Here is a 21,585-nt window from a genome sequence, read left to right as displayed (position 1 = left end):
TTCAGACAGAGTTTATTTTACACCCTCTTTTTCATTTCAAATAATAATTTTGAGACAATTTAACTACTTAAATCTTTATGCTCAAAAATAAAACACATCAACTATAAAGACTAGCTTTCTATGTATTTGTTGAATATAATTATCATAAAAACTATTCTGCTGATCTCATATTCCTCTCAACAACCTGCATATCTTTTGCAATCTTTTCATCAAGAACTTTTGCATAAATCTGAGTAGTTTTTAAAGATTTATGTCCTAGCATTTTCCCTACAGACTCAATTGGCACCCCTTTAGAGAGCGTTACCGTGGTTGCAAAAGTATGTCTAGCCAAATGAGTGGTTAAATTCTTTTTTATTCTACACAGGTCCGCTATTTCCTTTAGATACGCATTCGACTTTTGATTAGACATTACCGGCAGTACATTGTCACTTAATTTAACTCTGGGATGATCTTTATACTTAACCAAAATGTTCTCCGGGATTTGTAATAGAGGAATACTACTTAAAGAATTTGTTTTCTTCCTTTTCGTTTTTATCCATCGTTGATCTCCGTTAGAAATGATATCATTCTCAGACAGTTTTTCTATATCTGCAAAAGCAAGCCCTGTATAACACGAAAAAACAAACATATCCCGTACTAAATCTAATCGAGGTATATCAAAATCTTTTTCAGACAACCTTTTTAATTCCTCATCATTTAAATAATCCCTATCAGAAGATTTCCAAGAGCCTTTCCAATGGAAAAAAGGATCATTACTAATCCAATCATTTGCTAAGGCAATCCTAATAATCTTTTTAAAGTTTACAATGTATTTGATCGAAGTGTTATGGGCGCATTCCTTTTGTGATTTTAAATAGTGTTCGAAACCAGTAATAAATGAATAGTCAACCCCTTTAACTGGCATATCCTTCACTTTAAATTTAAAATCGAGGTAATCTTCAATATGTTTTTTGCAGGCTTTATAACGCTGTAAAGTTCCTTTTGTAAAGCCTTTACCGATGAGCCCTTCCATTTGGTCATTATGCTCATTAAATATTTCCACAAGCTTGTACTCCCTCTCCTCTTTCCCTAAATAAATATCCCTTATAATTTTTGACGAGATGCTCTTCTGCTCCCTAACTAAACGATCATGGATGTCGTATAATCTAGTACGTATGTCATCAAGGTATCTTTTAATGATCCTTGCTTCTCCAGAATTACCTCGAATACTATTTGTACGGGAATTCCATTTACTTACTTCTATTTTTCTGGAAGTGGTAAAGTCTGATCGGCTACCATTATACGTAATTCGAGCATAAATAATAGCTTCATTCGTATGTTTTGAAGTAGTCTTTTTTGGGTAAAAAATGATTGATAGTGAATTATTCATCGGTGCTGGTTTTAAAATATGCACCTCAAGGTAGTAAAAGAAAGTGTTAAAGAAAAACTGCAAGCCTTTTATTAACAGTGTGTTAGGAGATTCGAGGTGCATATAAATCAGCGAAAAAAATATGCACCGAATTAAGCACCAAACACTTAGGTTAATATGCGTTAAAATGATAGTTAGGACAATAAAAAAAGCCTCTAAATCATTGATTTAAAGGCTTTTTACTTTTATTTGGTGTTCTAAAAGCGGTCTGGACGAGACTCGAACTCGCGACCCCCTGCGTGACAGGCAGGTATTCTAACCAACTGAACTACCAGACCGTTGCGTTATTGCGAGGGCAAATATACTGCAGTTTTTCAATCGCACAAACTTTTTTTCGCATTTTTTTAATCTTTTTTTTCTTTCGCTAAGCAAGCTTTTGTCTTTCAACAAAATAGGACTGTAAAATTTTATTGAAATTTTTATTGATATCTACGGGAACGTAACTAATGCGGTACTTCGCACATTCTAATTTTAAATTTTCGAAGTAATCTTCAATCGCTTTTTTATAATTTTCCTGAATATTTTCTGAATACAAATCGATTTCATCCCCTGTTTCTACATCAAAAAATCGCTTTGGTGTATTCTCAAAACTAAAACCCAGCTCCTTTTCACTGTCTAAAACATGAAATAAAACTACTTCATGCTTATTATATTTTAAATGTCGTAGCGCTTCAAAAAGTTCAGCTTCTTCTTTATCACTTTGAAACATATCTGTAAAAAGAAACACTAAAGAGCGTCTTTTTAATTTCTCGGCGATTTGATGAAGATAGGTGTAGGTTTGTGTTCCGCGTTTGGATCCTCCAGAATTTACTGCTTTTTCCAGATTATTCAGCAGTAAATGATGGTGACGCTCTCCTGCTCTTTCTGGTGCGTAAAATTCAAACTCGTCACTGTAGACGCTTAAACCAACAGCATCACGCTGGCGCTTCAACATATTCATGATACAGGCAGAAGCTAAAGCCGAAAAACCGGTTTTATTCAGTTTAGAGAGACTTTGTTTCTTTAATGAAGGATAATGCATCGAAGCCGAATTATCGATGATTAAATGGCATCTTAAATTAGTTTCTTCTTCATAGCGTTTAGTATACAACTTATCGGTCTTTGCGTAAAGCTTCCAATCGATATGCTTGGTACTTTCACCCTGGTTATAAATTTTATGCTCTGCAAACTCTGCTGAAAAACCGTGAAACGGACTCTTATGCATTCCTGAAATATAACCTTCCACGATTTGCCTGGCTAAGATTTCCAAATTTAAAAAACCTTCAGTTTGATGTACCTGTTGTTGTAATTTCAAAATCGAAATATTTGTTGCTGGAATATACGAAAACAAGTTGATAGAAAAAGCTGTTAGCTTGTAGCTTTCAGCGTTCAGCTGAAAATAGTTTACGGCTTATGGTTAACAGTTGACAGTTGACAGTTTGAAACTGAAAATAGTCAAATATCTTTTTGTCATTTCGAGCGCAACGAAGTGAAGTCGAGAAATCTATTTAAGGTAGAGATCTCTCCACTTCGCCTGCCTACCGGCGAGGCAGGGTCGAGATGACAATTTACAAAAAGTGATATTCCGCATTCAAAATAATTTCGGATTCCTTATTCTGTTCTCAATAATCTAGATTCGAATTTCTGAAAGCAATCAGCTTAAAGCATTCAGCTATTAGCTATTAGCTAAATTGAGTTTATAGTTTACGGCTAACAGTTGACAATACCACAAGATGCATTCGCTGGCTCAAAAATTAGTGCTGAAATTATATAATCTTGATTTTTCTTTACAGGAATAGATACTTAAGTATCTTATTGGTCCTTTCAGGTGTTTTTTACCGTTGGCGAGATGCAATTTTTTCTGCCCCGAAATCAATCAATTTGACAAAGATTCTATTAAACAAATCTGTTCATTATCAAATTAACGCATTGTCAAATCTTCAAATTCTCTTCTCTCTAGTCTAATCTCTAAACTCTAAAAGGAAAGCAGTCTAACTTCTAACCTCTAACAGCGCAGCGATCTCAATTCTCAATACTAACTTTTAAAACACAAAAAAGCCCGGTAAAAACCGGGCTCAATATTATCTAAAATCGATGTGCTTTACATCTAATTATAATAGCTCATTTAAAGCATCAGCATACGTGTTTTTAGGAGCAACACCAACCTGGCGACCTACAACTTCTCCATTTTGGAAAATAAGTACCGTAGGTATATTCCTAACTCCGTATTTTGCAGCAAATTCCTGGTTTGCATCAACATCAAGCTTTCCAACAACTGCTTTTCCTTCGTACTCACCGCTAAGTTCTTCGATTACCGGTCCTACCATTCTACAAGGTCCACACCAAGCTGCCCAAAAGTCCACCATTACTGGTTTATCACTTTTTAATACTGTTTCTTCAAAGTTTGCGTCTGTTATTTCAATAGCCATAATCGTTATTTTTCTAGTAATTTAAAATCAATACGTAAAAGTAGTCATTTATTTTCGGAAACCTTACATCGCAAATATTAGATTTCGTTATACGTTGATTGTCAATAATTATCTGGCGGGCTCTTTCCTTTCGATTACATCTTCAGGAAAGACCGGGCTTTACGCGCTACACGGTAGCTTGCTGCAATCCCTGCCCGATTTTGTATAATTTAGGAACTAATTTTATCGATTTCGAATGTACTCTTCATACAAAACCACAAAAATTAAACCCTAAACAGGTTATCAATTCAATTTATAAACCACCTGCTGCTGTTCAAGATTCTCTAATAATTCAGGACAAATCTTTACTTTTTGGCGTTTACTAGGCATATGCAATTTCAGTTGCTCTTTCATTTCGTACACTACAAAATTGAGTTTATGATCGCCGCGATAAGTCCTAAAAATGTCTCTTAAAACATCGATTTTCTCCTCTTTAAGATCATTAATATCTAACTGAATCGTAAGTTTTTTCGCATATGTATCCATAATATCATGGAGTAACTGGAAACTGTTGAACTGAATCCTTGGTTCTCCTTTTTTACCGGTGTCTTTATTGGTCCAACCCTCTTTGATAAATGCCTTTATATGCACAAACGAATTTGGAACAAGAAAATGCCTGTTTTTGAGATATTCCTCACCAAACATTCTAAACTCGTAAGATTCGTTATAATCTTCAACCGTAAACATTGCCCAGCCTTTGCCCATTTTAGACATTCTATGCTGTACGTCACTAATTACACCTCCAAAAGATATTTCGCGATTTACCACGTTTTCAAGCGCTCTAAAATCTGATAAACTTCCGTTACAGAAATACTGAATCTCTTTCTTAAAATCGTCTAGCGGATGCCCCGAAATATAAATTCCCACCACTTCTTTTTCACGGCGTAATTTCTCCATCGTTCCCCATTCTTCACATGGCGGCACACTCGGCTCGGGGATCTGAACTTCGCTGGCTTCACCAAATAAACTTACCTGAGAAGAGTTTTCATTCTCCTGAAATTTAGCAGCAAACTTCACCACTTTCTCCAGGAAACTCATTCCGTCTCCTTCATCATGAAAATATTGCGCTCGGTGTGTTTCTTTAAAACAATCAAATCCGCCGGCCAAAGCCAGGTTTTCAAAAGCTTTTTTATTCGCAGCTCTAAGATCGATTCTTTTGGCCATATCAAATATCGAACGATAATGACCATTTTCACCTTTTCGGTTTTCTACGATCGTAGCTACCGCACCAGCTCCAACTCCTTTAATCGCTCCCATCCCGAATCTTACCGCATTGTCTTTATTTACAGAGAATTTATAATAAGATTCATTAACGTCTGGACCAAGTACATTAAGCTTCATTCGCTTACATTCTTCCATAAAGAAAGTCACCTGCTTAATATCGTTCATGTTGTTCGATAAAACCGCCGCCATATATTCCGCTGGATAATGGGCTTTTAAATAGGCAGTTTGATAGGCGATCCAGGCGTAACAGGTAGAGTGCGATTTGTTAAATGCATACGAAGCAAATGCTTCCCAATCTTTCCAAATCTTCTCTAAAACATCTGTAGGATGACCTTTGGCTTCCCCTCCACCAATAAATTTTGGTTTCAACTGAGCCAAAAGTGCCACTAACTTTTTACCCATCGCTTTACGAAGCATATCCGCTTCACCCTTAGAAAAACCTGCCAGTTTTTGCGAAAGTAACATCACCTGCTCCTGGTAAACTGTAATCCCGTAGGTTTCTTTAAGATACTCTTCCATGTCTGGAAGGTCATAGCTTATCTCTTCGTCACCATGTTTTCTGGCAATGAAACTTGGGATATATTCCATAGGCCCTGGTCGATACAATGCGTTCATCGCAATTAAATCGTCAAAAACCGTTGGTTTTAGCGCTTGCATGTGTTTCTGCATCCCAGGAGATTCATACTGAAATATCCCTACCGTTTCCCCACGTTGGAAAAGCTTGTAGGTTTCCTCGTCATCTAACGGAAACTCATCGGGAACCAGATCTATACCATGTTTCCCTTTAACGATCTTTATCGTATCCTTGATCAGGGTTAATGTTTTTAACCCCAGGAAATCCATTTTTAGCAGCCCTGCACTTTCCACAACCGAGTTATCGAACTGCGTAACATATAAATCTGAATCCTTAGCTACAGAAACCGGAACATAATTGGTAATGTCACTCGGCGTAATAATTACCCCACAGGCGTGAATCCCTGTATTTCTTACCGATCCTTCTAAAACTCGTGCCTGGTTTACCGTTTGCGCTTCAAGATCATCTCCTTCAGAAATATTTAAAAGCTCATTGATGCTATCTACTTCTTCACTTCGGAATTTAGACTTCAAAGCCTTTTCATCCATTCCGAAGATCTTACCAAGCTTGGTATTCGGGATCAATTTTGCAATTCTATCAGCATCACTTAGCGGAAGATCCAAAACCCTGGCCGTATCCCGAATAGAAGATTTTGCCGCCATGGTTCCGTAGGTAATGATCTGCGCTACCTGATTGGCTCCGTATTTCCCAATTACATAATCCATAACCCGACTACGACCTTCATCATCAAAGTCGATATCAATATCGGGCATACTTACACGATCTGGATTTAAGAAACGCTCAAAAAGTAAATCATACTTAATTGGGTCGATATTGGTAATTCCTAGACAATATGCCACCGCACTACCGGCAGCCGATCCACGACCCGGCCCAACAGATACATCAAGATTCCGAGCTTCACGTATAAAATCTTCCACAATAAGGAAATACCCCGGATATCCGGTATTTTCGATTACCGAAAGCTCAAAGTCCAGTCGTTCTTTAATATCTGGAGTGATCTCGCCATAGCGCTCTTCAGCTCCTTTAAAAGTAATGTGCTTTAAATAGGCATTTTCACCTCGCTTACCACCATCTACTTTATCTTCTTCAACCAAAAACTCTTCAGGAATGGTAAATGCAGGAAGTAACACATCTCGAGCCAGCTCGAAAGGCTCAATTTTATCTACAATTTCTTTAATATTAGATATCGCTTCAGGCAGATCTTTAAAGAGATTTTTCATCTCTTCAGCAGTCTTAAAATAATATTCCTGATTTGGTAATCCGTAACGATATCCACGACCGCGACCAATTGGCGTTGCCTGCTTTTCTCCATCTTTTACACATAGTAAAATATCGTGCGCATTAGCATCATCTTTTTTCCAATAATAAGTGTTATTGGTCGCAATTAATTTTATTTCGTGTTTCTTAGAAAACTCAATTAAAACCTGGTTTACCCGGTTTTCATCTTCTTGATCGTGGCGCATGATCTCGATATAAAGATCTTCACCAAATTCTTCTTTCCACCAAAGCAAAGCTTCTTCTGCCTGCTTTTCCCCAACATTCAAAATCTTACTCGGCACCTCACCATACAGGTTACCGGTAAGCACGATCACATCTTCTTTATATTGCTTTACAACCTCTTTATCGATACGAGGCACGTAATAAAATCCATCGGTATACGCCTTAGAAGACATTTTGGCCAGATTATGATAGCCTTTTTTATTCTTCGCCAGCATCACTACCTGGTAACCGTTATCTTTTCTGGATTTATCGGTATGATTTTCACATACAAAAAACTCACACCCAATAATTGCCTTCAATTCTTTTGCCTCAGCCGGCTCGCCGTTGGCTTCGGCTTCTTCATTTTTAGCCTTTACACCTTTATTATAAGCGCCTACTTCTTTCACAAAGTGGAACGCTCCCATCATATTGGCATGATCGGTAAGTGCAACCGCCGGCATGTTCTGCTCACCGGCAGCATTAACAAGATCTGGAATACTTATGGTTGACTGTAAAACCGAAAACTGGGAATGGTTATGAAGATGTGCAAAAGGAACCTCGTCTAATTTTTCAAGGTTCTCTTCAATTTCTTCCGTAGTGATCTCATCTGTTGGCTGTAATTTTTCCAGCCTTTTTCTGATTTCTTCGGAAGCTTTTTTAAGATTGATATGCTTTAAACCAATTGGCTGAAACGGCTCTGGATTGGCCTCAACATAATCTTCAAAATAACCTGGAGCAGCATTTAATTCTTCCGCAGAATAGGTTCTTTTTCTAACCAATTCCAGGAAACAACGTGTTGTAGCCTCAACATCGGCAGTTGCGTTATGCGCTTCTCCAAATGGTTCATCAAAAAGATATTCGTGTAATTCGGTCAGTGTTGGTAGTTTGAATTTACCACCACGACCACCGGGAATTCTACACATTTCGGCCGTTGTTTCCGTACAGGTATCCAACACCGGAAGTTCCAGTAACTGGCTATCCATCCCGGCGCGATGCAGCTCGGCTCCCATAATATTGACATCAAAACCAAGATTTTGCCCAACAATGAATTTGGTTTTCCCCAATGCTTCATTAAACTTCTCTAGCATTTCTTCTAACAAAATTCCTTCTTCCCTAGCCAAATCTGTTGAAATACCGTGTACACGCTCGGCATCATAAGGGATATCAAAACCTTCCGGCTTCACCAGATAATCCTGATGCTCTATAAGATTTCCCATCTCGTCATGCAACTGCCATGCGATCTGTATACATCGCGGCCAGTTATCAGAATCTGTTAATGGCGCATCCCAACGCTTTGGCAATCCGGTAGTTTCGGTATCAAAAATTAAATACATCGGCTCTTAGTTTTGTACCCTGTAATGAAGAAAACGGGCAATTCAGCAACATCTTATCTTGCAAAACTAAGCATAATTTCAGGTGAGAAAAAGTCTAATTTTCATCAGTTATTAACCATCGATTTGCAGTTCATACCGCAGCCTTGCAGTTCGTCTGAAAAGCCTTTAAGAATACGAAAGCTAAAAGTTTATTTGCGGTATAAACCTAACTTTCTAATATTTACAATAATGAAAAAAATACTACTACTGCTTCTTGGACTGCTAAGTTGGATGCAATGCTTATCTCAAACAGATTTCAATCTTTCGCCTGAAGAGGAGAAGATGGCGTGGGAGTTCATAAAAGAAAAATATTTCCCATATCAATTGACGAATTATTACAAAATTGCCATATTCAGATCCAGTATTAAAGTAGGGATAAAAAATTCTGACAAGCCGGTGAACAAAAAAATTCTATTAGAAATAATAGATTCAATAAATCCCCATTTAAATCAAAAAGCAAGTTTTACAGACAATTTAGAGGAAGCTAATTTTATATTTGAATTTAACCAGTGCGATAAAACCACCGCTTTTCGGGATTACCCCTACTTTGACCGTGAGAGCAATAACCTTTTTACCACATTAAAAAAACAAACCATCAAATTTTGGCTAGCTGATTCTGTTTCTAACCAATTAAGAAAGAAAGCATTTCAATACAAACTTATAAACGGACTTATTAAAAGTAATTCAGGTCAATATATGGTAGATGGGTTGAATTATATCCCAGACACACTCGATGTTAGCAATATAGGTTTCATACATCATTCCGTTTTAAATAATGAAATGTCTTCAATTACATTATCTACCATAGATTATACTCAATTTAATAGATTGGATAAATTCGTATTAAGTAAATTTTATTCAAAAGATTTTTATTCAGATTTTAAAAAGTATATTTTTTCTGAATATTCGCTTATATACAGCTGCCTACTTTTCTATCCTGAAATATTGGAAATTGTTGGTGTAGTTGTTAATCTAATTTTATGTGTTGTATTAGGCTTAATAATGATTAATACTATTCTTAAGAAATCATATCGATTTGCTTTTCTTAGCTATGTAATTCCCGGCTTCTACATTTGGATAAGTTCTGCCACAATGCTTCTTGTTACATCCTTTTTCCAAGGAGACTTTATTTTCAAAGCAGACCAGAGCAGCTTTTATGAGTTTCAACTTTTTACTTTCTTATTTTCTACTACAGCATCGGTTTTAATTTACCTCTTCGAAATTAAACTTATAACAACCTCTCAAACCATACAGGAGAGAGTTTTCAGGATGTTTTTTATCACGATGATTTGCTTAATTTTCGCTCAAACTTTTGTTAGTTTGTTACTGAAAGATAATGAAATAAATCAGTGGAATATTTTGCTGATTTTCAGTCTAGCATTAGTAAGAGTCTCCTATTTTTATTTAACTTATAGGAAAGATGCAATAATCAAAGAAAAAGATCTTCAACTAAGCAGTTTATCAGCTTCAAAAGCTGAAGCTGAGGTGGCTTCTTTGCACGCCCGTATTAATCCGCATTTTCTTTATAATTCCCTTAATTCTATCGCTGGCCTGGCACATATCGATGCTGATAAAACCGAAAAAATGGCGCTGTCGTTATCCGATCTGTTTCGACATAACCTCAACCGTAAAAATGAATCTTTTTGTAGTATAAAAGAAGAAGTCGACGCTGCAATCGCTTATATGGATATCGAGCAAACACGCTTTGGGGATCAACTTCAGTTTAATACGGAATTATATGAATCGCTATATGATTATTTGATTCCGCGGAATATAATTCAGCCTTTATTAGAAAATGCCATAAAACATGGAATCTCAAAATTAAAGACCCCAGGAAAAATTAAGCTCAGAATTATACAAAATGAGGATATGGTTGAAATTGCTGTTTTTGATAATGGCCCAGGCTTTAAGGATGGAAGTATTTCTGGCTATGGTTTACAGAGTATTTTTGATATTTTAAAACTCACTTACAATGAAAAAGCTTCCTTAAACTGGGAAAATACTCCTGAAAAAAGAGTTTGGATTAGTATTGAAAAAATTGCCTTAAAAAAAGAACAATATGAGCTTTAGAACTGTAATAATTGAAGATGAAGAACCGGCAAGATTAAGACTTACTAAGCTTTTACAAAATTATCCTGATAAAATCGAGATTATTGGGTTTGCTAAAAATGGAGAAAACGGACTCGAAAAAATAAATGAATTAAGCCCAGATCTTATTTTTTTGGATATCCAAATGCCCGGAATGAATGGTTTTGAGATGCTATCTAAGCTAAAACGCATTCCGCTGGTGATTTTTTGTACCGCTTACGACGAATATGCTTTGCAGGCCTTTGAAACTAATAGTATTGACTATTTGCTTAAACCGGTAAAAGAAGAAAGACTTGAAAAAACAATATCGAAATTAGACAAATTTGCCCCTCATTTTAATAAAGCTGAAATCTTAGATTTTCTGGAAGCTATCGAGAAAAAAGAAGCTAAACCAAAAGTGACTAGCCTAAGCATTAAAACAGGTAAAAAGATTATTTTCCTAAAACTTAATGAGATTCTATATTTTAAAGCAAAAGATAAATACGTAAGTGTTTTTCTAAAAAATGGGGAAGAACATCTTTCTGAGCAAAGTTTACAACAACTACGCGCAGAGCTGCCAGAAAACTTTAGAAGAATACATCGAGCTATATTACTAAACTCAGATTATATAAAAGAGGTTCATAGTTATTTTAATAGCAGGTTTGCTTTCTTACTGGAAGATAAAAACAGAACTAAATTAATTAGTGGAAGATCCTATCAAAAAGAGATAAAAGACTGGATAAATGCATAAAAAAACCTCACGGTAATAGAAATAATTCCTTTCCCGTGAGGCTTGATACGAACATTAAAACTACTACTTCAATCAAACATCTATTCGCATCTTAATCTATTTTCTTTTTCAAGGCAATTTTTTAATTAGTCGTATTGTAGCTCTAAAGATTTCACTTCATTTAAAGAAGCTACAATTACATTCTTTTGCTTTAAAAGCACATTTTGTGTAGAAGGAGGGATATTAGTGTCTTTTAATATTTTTTCGTACTCTTCAACAGCAATTTCTTCACCTCTTATCGCTTCTTCTAAAACCGCTTCTTCTTTATTTCCGGCCAATGCTGTTTTTAAATTCATCCACGTGCGATGAACATCGCCCGCAAGACTAGTTCCTTTTTCAGGATTTTCTCCAAAATTTCGAATTTCAGCCTTTAGTTCATGTCCAAAATCATATCGCTCTTTTGCACGCTCTGTAAAAAATGCCTTCAACTTTTCATTTTCAATATGCTCTGCTGCGAATTTGTATCCCTTTTCAGCATCATAATTCTTTTCTAACAGCTCATTCAACCTTTCTGATACTTCTTCTGAATATTTCATAACATTCTTTTTTTCGTTCATAGCTATGATAAAATTACAATCCATTTATCGCTACAACAACCTATTTAACAGGGTTTAGCACTAATTAACTGCTTTTAACTTATAAGGTGAAATTCTATGATTTTGTTACCAATTTTTTAAAATCTGAAAAGATCATATCTAAATTTTAAACCATCTCAATATTTTTATGCCAACCTCTTGTAAATTAGAAAAATGTAGTATCTTTGCAGCCTTATTAATAATAGGGGTCGGGAACCCCATAAATTAATTTTTATGCCTGTAAAAATCAGATTACAAAGACACGGTAAAAAAGGAAAACCTTTTTATTGGATCGTAGCCGCAGATGCACGTGCTAAAAGAGATGGTAAATTCTTAGATAAATTAGGAATTTACAACCCAAACACTAACCCTGCAACTGTAGAGTTAGATGTAGATGGAGCCGTAAAATGGTTACAGAATGGTGCACAGCCAACAGATACTGCTCGTGCTATTCTTTCTTACAAAGGTGCTTTATTAAAGAAACACCTTGCCGTTGGAGTTAAAAAAGGCGCTTTAACCGAAGAAGAAGCTGAGAAGAAATTCCAGGCTTGGCTAGAGGAAAAAGAAGGCAAGATTAACGACAAAAAAGAAAATCTTTCTAAAGCAGATCAAGAAGCTAGAGATAAAGCTTTAGCTGCAGAGAAAGAAGTAAATGCTAAGCGTGAAGCTGCTGCTAAAGAAGCTGAAGAGGCTGCTGTTGCAGAAGAAGCTGCTACTGAAGAGCCAGCTGCTGAAGGTGAAGCTACAGAAGAAAAAGAAGCTTAATAAACTATCTAACGATGACTAAAGAGGAGTGTTTCTACTTAGGAAAAATCGTTAGTAAATTTAGCTTTAAAGGGGAAGTTCTTATCAAGTTAGATACAGACGAACCTGAATTGTACACAGAAATGGAATCAGTTTTTGTTGAATATAACAACAATCTGGTTCCATTTTTCTTTGAAAAAACCTCTCTACATAAAAGCACTTTATTACGTGCCAAGATAGAAGATATCGATACTGAAGATGATGCAGAAGACATGATTGGATGCGAACTTTATCTTCCGCTCACTTTCTTACCAGAACTGGAAGAAGACCAGTTTTATTACCACGAAATTATTGGCTTTAGAGTTATCGACGCTACTCATGGCGATATAGGCGAAATTACCTCTATAAATGATAGCACTGCCCAGGCCTTGTTTGAGATCAAAAAAGATGAAAAAGAAATTCTTGTTCCTATGAATGATGAATTTATCCAAAAGATCGACAAGCCAAACAAAACCATTCACCTTATTACTCCTGAAGGACTTATTGACCTGTATTTAGGTTAGAGTTTAGACCGCTTTGCTCTTAGATGTAGATGTTAGATTTTAGAACGCTACGCTTTTAGAGATTAGAAAATAGACTAAGACAAAAAGGTAAAATTTTTTATTTTGAATATTGTAGTATTCTGAATTCCCATTTTAAAAACTTATTGTCACTTCGAGTAATTTCGAGGCATGAGAAATTGTATCGAGAAGTACTTTGTAGTTAGAATTTGGAGTGCTGCGCTGCTAGATATTAGAAAATAGACTGTTTGATAATGGGAAAATGTGCTGATTTGAAACAAGAAGGAGTCAATAATCATGACCTAAAATCTTGAATTTTGAAATCTTACTTCTAAGGAAAAACAATAATAATTTAGATTTCTCGACTTCACTTCGTTGCGCTCGAAATGACGACAATTTACTAATTATTGCTCATCACTAAGCTTGCTAATACAATCCCCATATCTTTTTCAACCCAATTAAAAAAAAATGCGATTGGTCATTTCGAGCGAGGTACGAGTCGAGAAATCTCCTGAAATTTAACTAAACACCATTAAAAAACCTCACAGGTTATAAAAACCTGTGAGGTTTAATGTATTATAAAAAATCAGCTAACAACTAAAAAATTAGCCTACAATATTTACAATCTTACCTGGTACAACGATCACTTTTTTAGGAGTTCTACCGTCTAATTGTTTTTGGGTACGCTCGTCTGCCATTACCGTTTTCTCGATCTCATCTTTACTCATATCCATTGGTAATTCCATCGTAAAGCGCATTTTCCCATTAAATGAAATTGGATAATTTTTAGTGCTTTCTACTAAAAATTTCTCTTCAAACTCTGGATAAGAAGCAGTCGAAATTGATTCTGAATGCCCTAACTTACTCCATAATTCTTCAGCAATATGTGGCGCATAAGGTGCGATTAGAACCGCTAAAGGCTCTAAAACTTCACGACTATTACATTTTTGAGCATTCAGTTCGTTTACACAGATCATAAAAGTAGAAACTGAAGTATTAAAACTGAAATTCTCGATATCTTCAGTGACTTTTTTGATGGTTTTGTGCAATGTTTTTAAAGATTCTGCAGAAGCTTTTTCCTCTGAAACCTCAAATTGGTCGTTTTTGATATATAATTTCCAAAGCTTTTTAAGGAAACTATGCACTCCGGTGATTCCGGCGGTATTCCAAGGTTTTGCCTGATCGATAGGCCCAAGGAACATTTCGTACATTCTTAAAGTATCAGCACCGAAATCTTCACAAATATCATCTGGATTCACCACATTATATTTAGATTTCGACATTTTTTCAACCTCTCTACCTACAATATAAGCGCCGCTCTCTTCAGTAATAAATTCGGCATCCTTAAATTCCGGTCTCCAGTTTTTAAAAGCTTCAACATCTAATTCATCTGAAGAATTTACAAACGCTACAGGAGCATGAATTGGCTGCACCGATTTACCGTCAATAAGGTTTTTAGAAACAAATTTATTCTCACCTTCAAGTCTATATACAAAAGCACTAGTTCCAAGGATCATTCCCTGGTTGATCAACTTTTTAAAAGGTTCTTCTACTTTTAAATGCCCGCGATCTTTTAAGAATTTGGTCCAAAATCTGGAATATAGTAAATGCCCGGTGGCATGCTCACTTCCACCAATGTATAGATCTACATTTTCCCAATAATCTAATGCCGCTTCAGAAGCAAAAACATCATCATTACCAGCATCCATATAACGGAATAAATACCAGCTACTACCAGCCCAACCCGGCATAGTGTTTAGCTCTAGAGGAAATACGGTTTCATCATCGATCTTATCATTACTCACCACTTTATTAGCAACAGTATCCCATGCCCAATCGGTCGCGTTGCCTAATGGCGGCTCACCGGTTTCGGTTGGGAGATATTTTTCAACTTCAGGTAAGTGCAAAGGCAAATGTTCTAAATCTATCATTTGCGGCAGACCGTCCACGTAATATACCGGGAAAGGTTCTCCCCAATAACGCTGGCGAGAAAATACCGCATCTCTTAATCTATAATTGGTTTTGCCGTAACCTGCACCTATTTCTTCTAACTTAAGAATCGCTTTTTGTAGCGCCTCTTTATATTCTAATCCGTTTAAGAAATCTGAATTTGCGATTACTGTTCCTTCTTTTCCGCTATGGGCTTCTTCAGAAATATCAGCATTTTCAAAAATATCTTTAATTGGGATTTTAAAATGCTTGGCAAAATCGTAATCTCGCTGATCACCACATGGCACAGCCATAACCGCACCGGTTCCGTAGCCCGCCAATACATAATCTCCAATCCAAATTGGCACTGGTTCTTTAGTAAACGGATGCTCGGCATATGCTCCGGTAAATGCTCCGGAAATCGTTTTTACATCTGCCATTCGTTCACGTTCGCTACGTTTTGCAGTTGCTTCAACATAAGCCGCTACTTCTTCTTTTTGAGCGTCTGTAGTAATCTCATTTACCAATTCATGTTCTGGTGCAAGGGTCATAAAAGTTACCCCGAAAATCGTATCAGGACGGGTGGTAAACACACCGACTTTATGATCTGTTCCCTGAATTTTAAAATCTACATGTGCCCCAACAGATTTCCCGATCCAGTTACGCTGACTTTCCTTTAAACTTTCTGTCCAGTCGATATTCTCTAATCCTTTAAGCAAACGCTCTGCAAAGGCAGAAATTCGCATGCTCCACTGGGTCATCTTTTTACGAGTTACTGGGTAGCCACCACGCTCTGAAACTCCATTTACGATCTCGTCGTTAGCCAATACTGTTCCCAGTTGTGGACACCAGTTTACTTCAGTTTCCGCAAGATAAGTAAGTCTGTATTTAAGTAAAATTCGTTGTTTTTCTTCTGAAGAAAATTTGTTCCAGGCGTCAGCTGAAAAATCTTCTACATCATCATCACATGCCGCTTTAATTCTTGTATTCCCTTCCGCAGCAAAGATTTCTTGTAATTCAGAAACAGGTCGGCTTTTATCAGCTTCCAGATCATACCAGGATTCAAAAAGCTGAATAAAGATCCACTGCGTCCATTTGTAATACTCAGGATTACTGGTACGCACTTCTCTACTCCAATCGAAACTAAACCCAATTTTGTCTAATTGCTCACGATATCTTGCAATATTGTCTTTGGTTGTGATCGCAGGATGCTGCCCGGTTTGAATCGCATATTGCTCGGCCGGAAGCCCAAAACTATCATAACCCTGCGGATGCAAAACATTAAAACCTTTATGACGTTTGTAGCGCGCATAAATATCACTGGCGATATAACCCAGCGGATGCCCAACGTGCAAGCCGGCTCCCGATGGATAAGGAAACATATCCAATACGTAATATTTTGGCTTATCTGAGGAGTTAGACGCTTTAAAAGTTTGGTTCTCTGCCCAATACTTTTGCCATTTGGCTTCAATTTCGTTGAAGTTGTAGTTCATTTTTGTTTATTTCTGAATGTCCTAAACGGACTTTATTTTTATCAGAATTCTACTTGATTCGAATTCCGTAATTATCAATATTTAACAATGGCTGCAAATTTACAATTTTAAACCAGTCGCAGCAATTAAGAATGGAAATAGGTTTAGCTGGATAGTTTACGGTTGACGGTTAACAGCTGTTCGTATTAATAAATAGTAAATCTTGATGCTGAATATAAATTCTACATTTTCAGTCGTGGTCTTTAATCCTATCTCTCATTTCTTTAATATTTCAAATCAGCACATTCAAGCATTATCAAATTATCAAAATTCCAAAGAGTCCAGACTCTAAAATCTAGCAGCGCAACGATCTCAATTCTGAATTCTAACTTCTTCTGGCTTCCTTTTCCATTGGCAATAGTGCACGATAAATAAATTCGTTCACTGGAGTTTCGATTCCTAGTTTTTTCCCCTGCTCTACAATATACCCATTAAAGTTTCCTAATTCTGAAGGGCGACCAGCCATGATATCTCTTTGAGTAGAAGCAGTAGCCGTCATTCCCTGATCATCGATAAACTGAAATAACTGCACTACATCTTCATCATTAAAATCTACTCCTTTTGCCTGTGCAATCGCCTGAATTTCGAGTCCGGTTTTCTTTAAAATACCCTGCAAATAATCGTCCTGCCACATTCTGCCAATACTTACTCGGGTTAAACCTCCCAAACCACTAACGGTGGCAATAAAACTGAATTTCTTCCAAATCGCTTTATGAATATCATCTGGAACAATTCCTTTAAAGCCAGAATTGTTGAAAATTTCCTTCAATTTTAAAACACGCTCAGATTTTTCGTTATCCAGTTCCCCAAAAATGATTTCAGGATCAAATTGGAAGTGATTAATCACTCCCGGAGCTTCTTTTTTACTATAAATTCGGCAAAAACCAGCTAAAACATTCTTTTTAGGCAATACTTCCTGAAGCTTTTCCATATTATCGGCGCCATTTTGCAGTGGCAACACCATAGTTTCTTCAGTAATTATCGATTTTAGATGTTTTGCGGCATCTTTTATTTGCCAGGATTTTAAGCCAAAAATCACCAAATCTGGCGATTCAATTTCACTAATATCATCGGTTGCTTTTGCAGGCTTTACTGTAAAATCACCATTTACACTTTTAACTATTAGTCCGTTTTCCTTTATGGCTTTCAAACTTTCATTTCTGGCCATAAAGGTAACATCGTGACCTGCCTGCGCAAGCCTACCGCCAAAGTAACCACCTACCCCGCCGGTTCCGTAAACTAGAATTTTTATCATTTTTCTTTTTCAGCTTTATTTAGCTATTAAGATTGGATATTTTAATAGCATTTTCACAAAAATTGATTGATTATACCTCAAATTTACGCTTATCAGAATAATTAATAAAGTTTGGACGTTAAGAAAGTCTTGAAACCGTTTACTTTATTATTTTTACAAAAAATTGGTAGCTGTTTATGAGCACATCTTTTGAAAGATATCAAAAGCGACGTTTAATTTCATCGTACTTCTCTGTAGTGCTAAGTATCGCATTGGTTCTTTTTCTATTGGGAATGCTGGGATTATTGGTTTTAAACACCAAAAAAGTAGCAGATCATTTTAAAGAGCAAATCGCCCTTACGGTGTATTTTAACGATGATGCTAAAGATGAGGCCATGCAGAATCTTACTAAAAGTTTAGACACCGCTTCGTATACACGATCGGTAACTTTTGTATCTAAAGAAGAAGCTGCTGAACAAACCAAGGAAGCTATTGGCGAAGATTTCATGGAGTTTTTGGATTACAATCCGCTTCAGAATTCGATCGATGTTTATATGAATGCCGATTTTGTTTCTTCTGAAAAAGTAGAAGAAATTGCTACAAAACTTTCAGAAAATAGTGCCGTAGACGAAGTTGCTTACGATAAGCCATTAATTTCTTTGCTGAATAACAATCTTAAAAAGATAAGTTTCTGGGTATTAATTGTTAGTGCTTTATTCACTTTTATCGCAGTTTTACTTATTAACAGCTCTATTAGATTATCGGTTTACTCCAAGCGTTTCACAATAAAAACCATGCAAATGGTTGGTGCCACCAAAGGATTTATTCGCCGTCCGTTTATTTGGAATAGTGTAAAACTGGGAATTATCGGCGCCATTGTAGCACTTATAGGAATGGCTGCAGTGATTTACTATCTAAACAATAGTTTTGCTGAATTAAACCTGCTAGCCGATAAAAAACTTATATTAGCCTTATTTGGTGGTGTTTTTTTAACCGGAATCGTAATCACCTGGTTAAGCACCTTTTTTGCAACCACCAGATTTTTAAATTTAAAAACAGACGAGCTTTATTATTAAAGCAAAAATCATAGAACATGAGCAATAACACTAAACCCCAAGAACAAGACAAAAATTTTGTATTTGGTAAAAAGAATTACAAATTCATGTTTATTGGTCTGGCGGTAATCGCTTTAGGATTTATTTTGATGGCAGGCGGCGGTAGCGAAGATCCTAACGAGTTTAACGAAGCTGTTTATAACTTTCAGCGTATTCGCCTTGCCCCAACCATCGTTTTAATTGGTTTTGGGATTCAGGTATTCGCCATTTTAGTAAACCCAAACAAAAAATAGAATTTGGATACTTTAGACGCCATTATCTTAGGGGTTATTCAGGGATTAACTGAGTTTTTACCCGTTTCTTCCAGTGGACATTTAGAATTAGGAAAAGCTATTTTAGGCGACAGCAGTTTGCCTGAAGAGTCTATGATGTTTACGGTTGTTCTTCATTTTGCAACGGCATTAAGTACGATCGTTGTTTTTAGAAAGGACATATTCGATATTTTTAAAGGACTTTTTCAGTTTAAATGGAACGAGGAAACACAGTTTTCAGCCAAGATCATTATCTCTATGATTCCTGCTGCACTTATAGGTGTTTTCTTCGAAGACTATTTAGAAGAACTTTTTGGCGGAAGTGTTGTTTTTGTTGGTTTTATGCTAGTAATCACCGCACTCTTACTTTGGCTTGCAGACAAAGCAAAAGACACGGGTAAACCGGTAAGTTTTATGAATGCTTTTGTGATTGGTGTTTCACAGGCGATCGCCATGTTACCGGGAATTTCACGTAGTGGTTCTACCATTTCGACTTCTGTTCTTTTAGGGAACGATAAAACCAAAGCAGCGCGTTTTTCATTTTTGATGGTGGTGCCATTGATTTTCGGTAAGATCGCTAAAGATTTAATGGATGGGAATATCACTGAAGAATCTGTTGGTGGCTCGCATCTTATTATAGGTTTTGTTGCCGCATTTTTATCTGGACTTGTGGCCTGCACCTGGATGATCTCTCTGGTTAAAAAGAGTAAACTTTCTTATTTCTCTATTTACTGCTTTATTGTAGGAATCATCGCAATTGGCTTTGGTTATTTCGCATAATTTATTCCTGAAGTTCTAAGTAGAAAAATTCAACAAAAACTGAAATTATTGCCTACGATCATAAATTTGTATTTAAGTTTGAAGCCTTAAACAGATTTTGTATTTATGAATCATCCTATTATCACTGCGGAAGAATTTAAAACCGGCCAAATCTTACTTTTTGATAAGCCTGTAAACTGGACGTCTTTTCAGCTAGTGAATAAAGTACGATGGATGATTCGCAAAAGCTGTAATATTAAAAAGATCAAAGTTGGCCACGCCGGCACCTTAGATCCATTAGCAACCGGACTTTTAATTATCTGCACCGGAAAGTTCACCAAAAGAATTCCGGAACTACAAGGGCAAATTAAAGAGTATACCGGTACTTTTCAACTGGGAGCTACAACACCTTCTTACGATCTGGAAACCGAAGTAGACGAAACTTTCCCTATAGATCATATTTCAGAAGAAAACATAGCAGAAACGACCAAAAGCTTTATTGGCGATATCGAACAATATCCACCGGTTTTTTCAGCATTAAAAAAAGACGGAAAACGACTTTATGAATATGCCCGAAAAGGTGAAGAAGTTGAAATAAAACCCAGAACAATAAGTATTGAAGACTTTGAAACCGATGCTTCAGATTTCCCGAATATTAACTTCAGGGTAGTTTGCAGTAAAGGAACATATATAAGAAGTCTTGCTCACGATTTTGGTAAAAAACTTGAGAGTGGCGCGCATCTTTCAGCATTAAGAAGAACTAAAATTGGCGATTTTAATATCGAAAATAGTTTAAATCTTGATGACTTTGAGAAGCAATTGCCAGGCCCAGTTTCGGGTTCTTAGAAACGCTTTCCAATTGTGATCCCCACACGTGGATAAGCTTCTGCCGCTTTTTGATCACCAAATAATCTACCAGCACCGGCATAGATCTCACCGATATAATTATTACGAGTTAAAAGCTTAAAACCTACTGCGGCACCTAAACCAAAATTGGTAGTTTTTTCGTCGTAAAAGATGTGTCTTTCTTCCATTAGATTATCATCGTAATAGTATTCACTATAATAATCATAATAGGTAGCAATGGCGGTATTGGCTTCAATAAAAAAGCCTGCATTTTTCTTTTTCCCGAAAAACAATCTATAGTACGGACTAAAAATAAAACGCAATGCCATATCCTCTTCACTTTCCAAACTAATCGCTACAGAAGCACCAATACTGCTATTATCTTCTAAAAAATATTCGTAGGTAATTTCTGGAACTCCGGCGACAGACATGGCTAAATTCAGCTTTAATTCCTGCTTAGTGTCGTCGAATTCCTGATCTTCCTGCGCAATAACAATTGATGATACACTAAGAAAACTTAGTAATAGTAAGATTTTTTTCATTATTTGATTGATGTGATTTTAAGATATATCTACGAATATATCAAAATAGATGACTAATCTGTGATTTATTTATTAACATCATTTAAAATAAAAAGGCTATTTATATTTTAAATAT

The 21,585-nt window shown here is 36.2% G+C and carries 16 protein-coding genes and 1 tRNA gene; 8 read left to right on the top strand and 9 right to left on the bottom strand.

The features are described from left to right. Positions 1 to 151: 151 nt before the first annotated feature. The 5 genes from IIF7_RS08430 to dnaE all read right to left on the bottom strand — a co-directional run bounded on the left by IIF7_RS08430 (position 152) and on the right by dnaE (position 8,487). Positions 152 to 1,369: a site-specific integrase gene (locus IIF7_RS08430; protein ID WP_084841234.1), complete on the bottom strand. Its 1,218-nt coding sequence runs from the start codon at positions 1,367 to 1,369 to the stop codon at positions 152 to 154. A gap of 243 nt (positions 1,370 to 1,612) precedes the next feature. Beyond that, a tRNA-Asp gene (locus IIF7_RS08425) sits at positions 1,613 to 1,686 on the bottom strand. A gap of 86 nt (positions 1,687 to 1,772) precedes the next feature. After that, the gene (locus tag IIF7_RS08420) at positions 1,773 to 2,702 is read right to left on the bottom strand and encodes a DUF58 domain-containing protein (protein ID WP_084841253.1); all 930 of its coding nucleotides are present in this window, start codon (positions 2,700 to 2,702) and stop codon (positions 1,773 to 1,775) included. Positions 2,703 to 3,498: 796 nt separating this feature from the next. Beyond that, positions 3,499 to 3,816, bottom strand: coding sequence for a thioredoxin (trxA, locus tag IIF7_RS08415; RefSeq protein ID WP_013073791.1), 318 nt, complete (start codon positions 3,814 to 3,816; stop codon positions 3,499 to 3,501). A gap of 282 nt (positions 3,817 to 4,098) precedes the next feature. Then, positions 4,099 to 8,487 carry a DNA polymerase III subunit alpha gene (gene dnaE, locus IIF7_RS08410; protein WP_084841233.1) on the bottom strand — a complete coding sequence of 1,463 codons (4,389 nt, stop codon included), beginning with the start codon at positions 8,485 to 8,487 and terminating at the stop codon, positions 4,099 to 4,101. A 228-nt stretch (positions 8,488 to 8,715) separates the two neighbouring features. Between dnaE and IIF7_RS08405 the strand changes: the two genes are divergently transcribed. Further along, positions 8,716 to 10,596: a sensor histidine kinase gene (locus IIF7_RS08405; protein ID WP_176218924.1), complete on the top strand. Its 1,881-nt coding sequence runs from the start codon at positions 8,716 to 8,718 to the stop codon at positions 10,594 to 10,596. Continuing rightward, positions 10,586 to 11,344: a LytR/AlgR family response regulator transcription factor gene (locus IIF7_RS08400; protein ID WP_084841231.1), complete on the top strand. Its 759-nt coding sequence runs from the start codon at positions 10,586 to 10,588 to the stop codon at positions 11,342 to 11,344. The genes IIF7_RS08405 and IIF7_RS08400 overlap by 11 nt, the downstream gene beginning before the upstream one ends. Before the next feature lie 125 nt (positions 11,345 to 11,469). Here IIF7_RS08400 and IIF7_RS08395 read toward each other — a convergent pair whose 3' ends face one another. Next, positions 11,470 to 11,919, bottom strand: a complete 450-nt coding sequence (locus tag IIF7_RS08395; RefSeq protein ID WP_084841252.1) for a ferritin-like domain-containing protein — start codon at positions 11,917 to 11,919, stop codon at positions 11,470 to 11,472. A 273-nt stretch (positions 11,920 to 12,192) separates the two neighbouring features. Here IIF7_RS08395 and IIF7_RS08390 point away from each other — a divergent pair, with 273 nt between their 5' ends. Next, the gene (locus tag IIF7_RS08390; protein WP_084841230.1) at positions 12,193 to 12,723 is read left to right on the top strand and encodes a 30S ribosomal protein S16; all 531 of its coding nucleotides are present in this window, start codon (positions 12,193 to 12,195) and stop codon (positions 12,721 to 12,723) included. A gap of 14 nt (positions 12,724 to 12,737) precedes the next feature. Beyond that, on the top strand, positions 12,738 to 13,265 hold the full coding sequence (gene rimM, locus IIF7_RS08385; RefSeq protein WP_084841229.1) for a ribosome maturation factor RimM: 528 nt from the start codon (positions 12,738 to 12,740) through the stop codon (positions 13,263 to 13,265). 602 nt (positions 13,266 to 13,867) lie between these two features. On the opposite strand, the gene leuS is transcribed toward rimM, so the two are convergent. Both leuS and IIF7_RS08375 read right to left on the bottom strand, forming a co-directional pair. Beyond that, positions 13,868 to 16,684 (bottom strand): leucine--tRNA ligase, encoded by a 2,817-nt coding sequence (gene leuS / locus IIF7_RS08380; protein WP_084841228.1) that lies wholly within the window; start codon positions 16,682 to 16,684, stop codon positions 13,868 to 13,870. Between the two features lie 364 nt (positions 16,685 to 17,048). Beyond that, a complete protein-coding gene (locus IIF7_RS08375; RefSeq protein ID WP_317041870.1) occupies positions 17,049 to 17,978 on the bottom strand; it encodes a ketopantoate reductase family protein in 930 nt (309 codons plus the stop codon). Positions 17,979 to 18,154: 176 nt separating this feature from the next. Between IIF7_RS08375 and IIF7_RS08370 the strand changes: the two genes are divergently transcribed. The 4 genes from IIF7_RS08370 to truB all read left to right on the top strand — a co-directional run bounded on the left by IIF7_RS08370 (position 18,155) and on the right by truB (position 20,928). After that, positions 18,155 to 19,033 (top strand): cell division protein FtsX, encoded by an 879-nt coding sequence (locus tag IIF7_RS08370; RefSeq protein ID WP_084841227.1) that lies wholly within the window; start codon positions 18,155 to 18,157, stop codon positions 19,031 to 19,033. A 17-nt stretch (positions 19,034 to 19,050) separates the two neighbouring features. Beyond that, complete coding sequence (locus tag IIF7_RS08365) at positions 19,051 to 19,305, top strand: DUF3098 domain-containing protein (RefSeq protein ID WP_084841226.1); 255 nt, start codon at positions 19,051 to 19,053, stop codon at positions 19,303 to 19,305. 3 nt (positions 19,306 to 19,308) lie between these two features. Then, entirely contained in the window at positions 19,309 to 20,103 is a 795-nt protein-coding gene (locus IIF7_RS08360; RefSeq protein ID WP_084841225.1) for an undecaprenyl-diphosphate phosphatase, read from the top strand. Between the two features lie 105 nt (positions 20,104 to 20,208). Next, positions 20,209 to 20,928, top strand: coding sequence for a tRNA pseudouridine(55) synthase TruB (gene truB, locus IIF7_RS08355; RefSeq protein WP_084841224.1), 720 nt, complete (start codon positions 20,209 to 20,211; stop codon positions 20,926 to 20,928). On the opposite strand, the gene IIF7_RS08350 is transcribed toward truB, so the two are convergent. Further along, complete coding sequence (locus IIF7_RS08350) at positions 20,925 to 21,470, bottom strand: DUF3575 domain-containing protein (RefSeq protein ID WP_084841223.1); 546 nt, start codon at positions 21,468 to 21,470, stop codon at positions 20,925 to 20,927. The genes truB and IIF7_RS08350 overlap by 4 nt on opposite strands. Positions 21,471 to 21,585 lie beyond the last annotated feature (115 nt).

The organism is Zunongwangia atlantica 22II14-10F7, assembly GCF_002094855.1.
GTDB lineage: Bacteria > Bacteroidota > Bacteroidia > Flavobacteriales > Flavobacteriaceae > Zunongwangia > Zunongwangia atlantica.
The sequence above is the reverse complement of the archived record's forward strand: the minus strand, read 5'-3'. Positions and strand labels throughout refer to the sequence as shown.

Bases quoted from the DNA above. Each gene is read 5' to 3' on its own strand.
- IIF7_RS08405 (WP_176218924.1), top strand. From the start codon at position 8,716: ATGAAAAAAATACTACTACTGCTTCTTGGACTGCTAAGTTGGATGCAA.
- dnaE (WP_084841233.1), bottom strand. From the start codon at position 8,487: ATGTATTTAATTTTTGATACCGAAACTACCGGATTGCCAAAGCGTTGG.
- IIF7_RS08365 (WP_084841226.1), top strand. From the start codon at position 19,051: ATGAGCAATAACACTAAACCCCAAGAACAAGACAAAAATTTTGTATTT.
- rimM (WP_084841229.1), top strand. From the start codon at position 12,738: ATGACTAAAGAGGAGTGTTTCTACTTAGGAAAAATCGTTAGTAAATTT.
- IIF7_RS08350 (WP_084841223.1), bottom strand. From the start codon at position 21,470: ATGAAAAAAATCTTACTATTACTAAGTTTTCTTAGTGTATCATCAATT.
- IIF7_RS08370 (WP_084841227.1), top strand. From the start codon at position 18,155: ATGAGCACATCTTTTGAAAGATATCAAAAGCGACGTTTAATTTCATCG.
- trxA (WP_013073791.1), bottom strand. From the start codon at position 3,816: ATGGCTATTGAAATAACAGACGCAAACTTTGAAGAAACAGTATTAAAA.
- IIF7_RS08430 (WP_084841234.1), bottom strand. From the start codon at position 1,369: ATGAATAATTCACTATCAATCATTTTTTACCCAAAAAAGACTACTTCA.
- truB (WP_084841224.1), top strand. From the start codon at position 20,209: ATGAATCATCCTATTATCACTGCGGAAGAATTTAAAACCGGCCAAATC.
- leuS (WP_084841228.1), bottom strand. From the start codon at position 16,684: ATGAACTACAACTTCAACGAAATTGAAGCCAAATGGCAAAAGTATTGG.
- IIF7_RS08400 (WP_084841231.1), top strand. From the start codon at position 10,586: ATGAGCTTTAGAACTGTAATAATTGAAGATGAAGAACCGGCAAGATTA.
- IIF7_RS08375 (WP_317041870.1), bottom strand. From the start codon at position 17,978: ATGATAAAAATTCTAGTTTACGGAACCGGCGGGGTAGGTGGTTACTTT.
- IIF7_RS08395 (WP_084841252.1), bottom strand. From the start codon at position 11,919: ATGAAATATTCAGAAGAAGTATCAGAAAGGTTGAATGAGCTGTTAGAA.
- IIF7_RS08390 (WP_084841230.1), top strand. From the start codon at position 12,193: ATGCCTGTAAAAATCAGATTACAAAGACACGGTAAAAAAGGAAAACCT.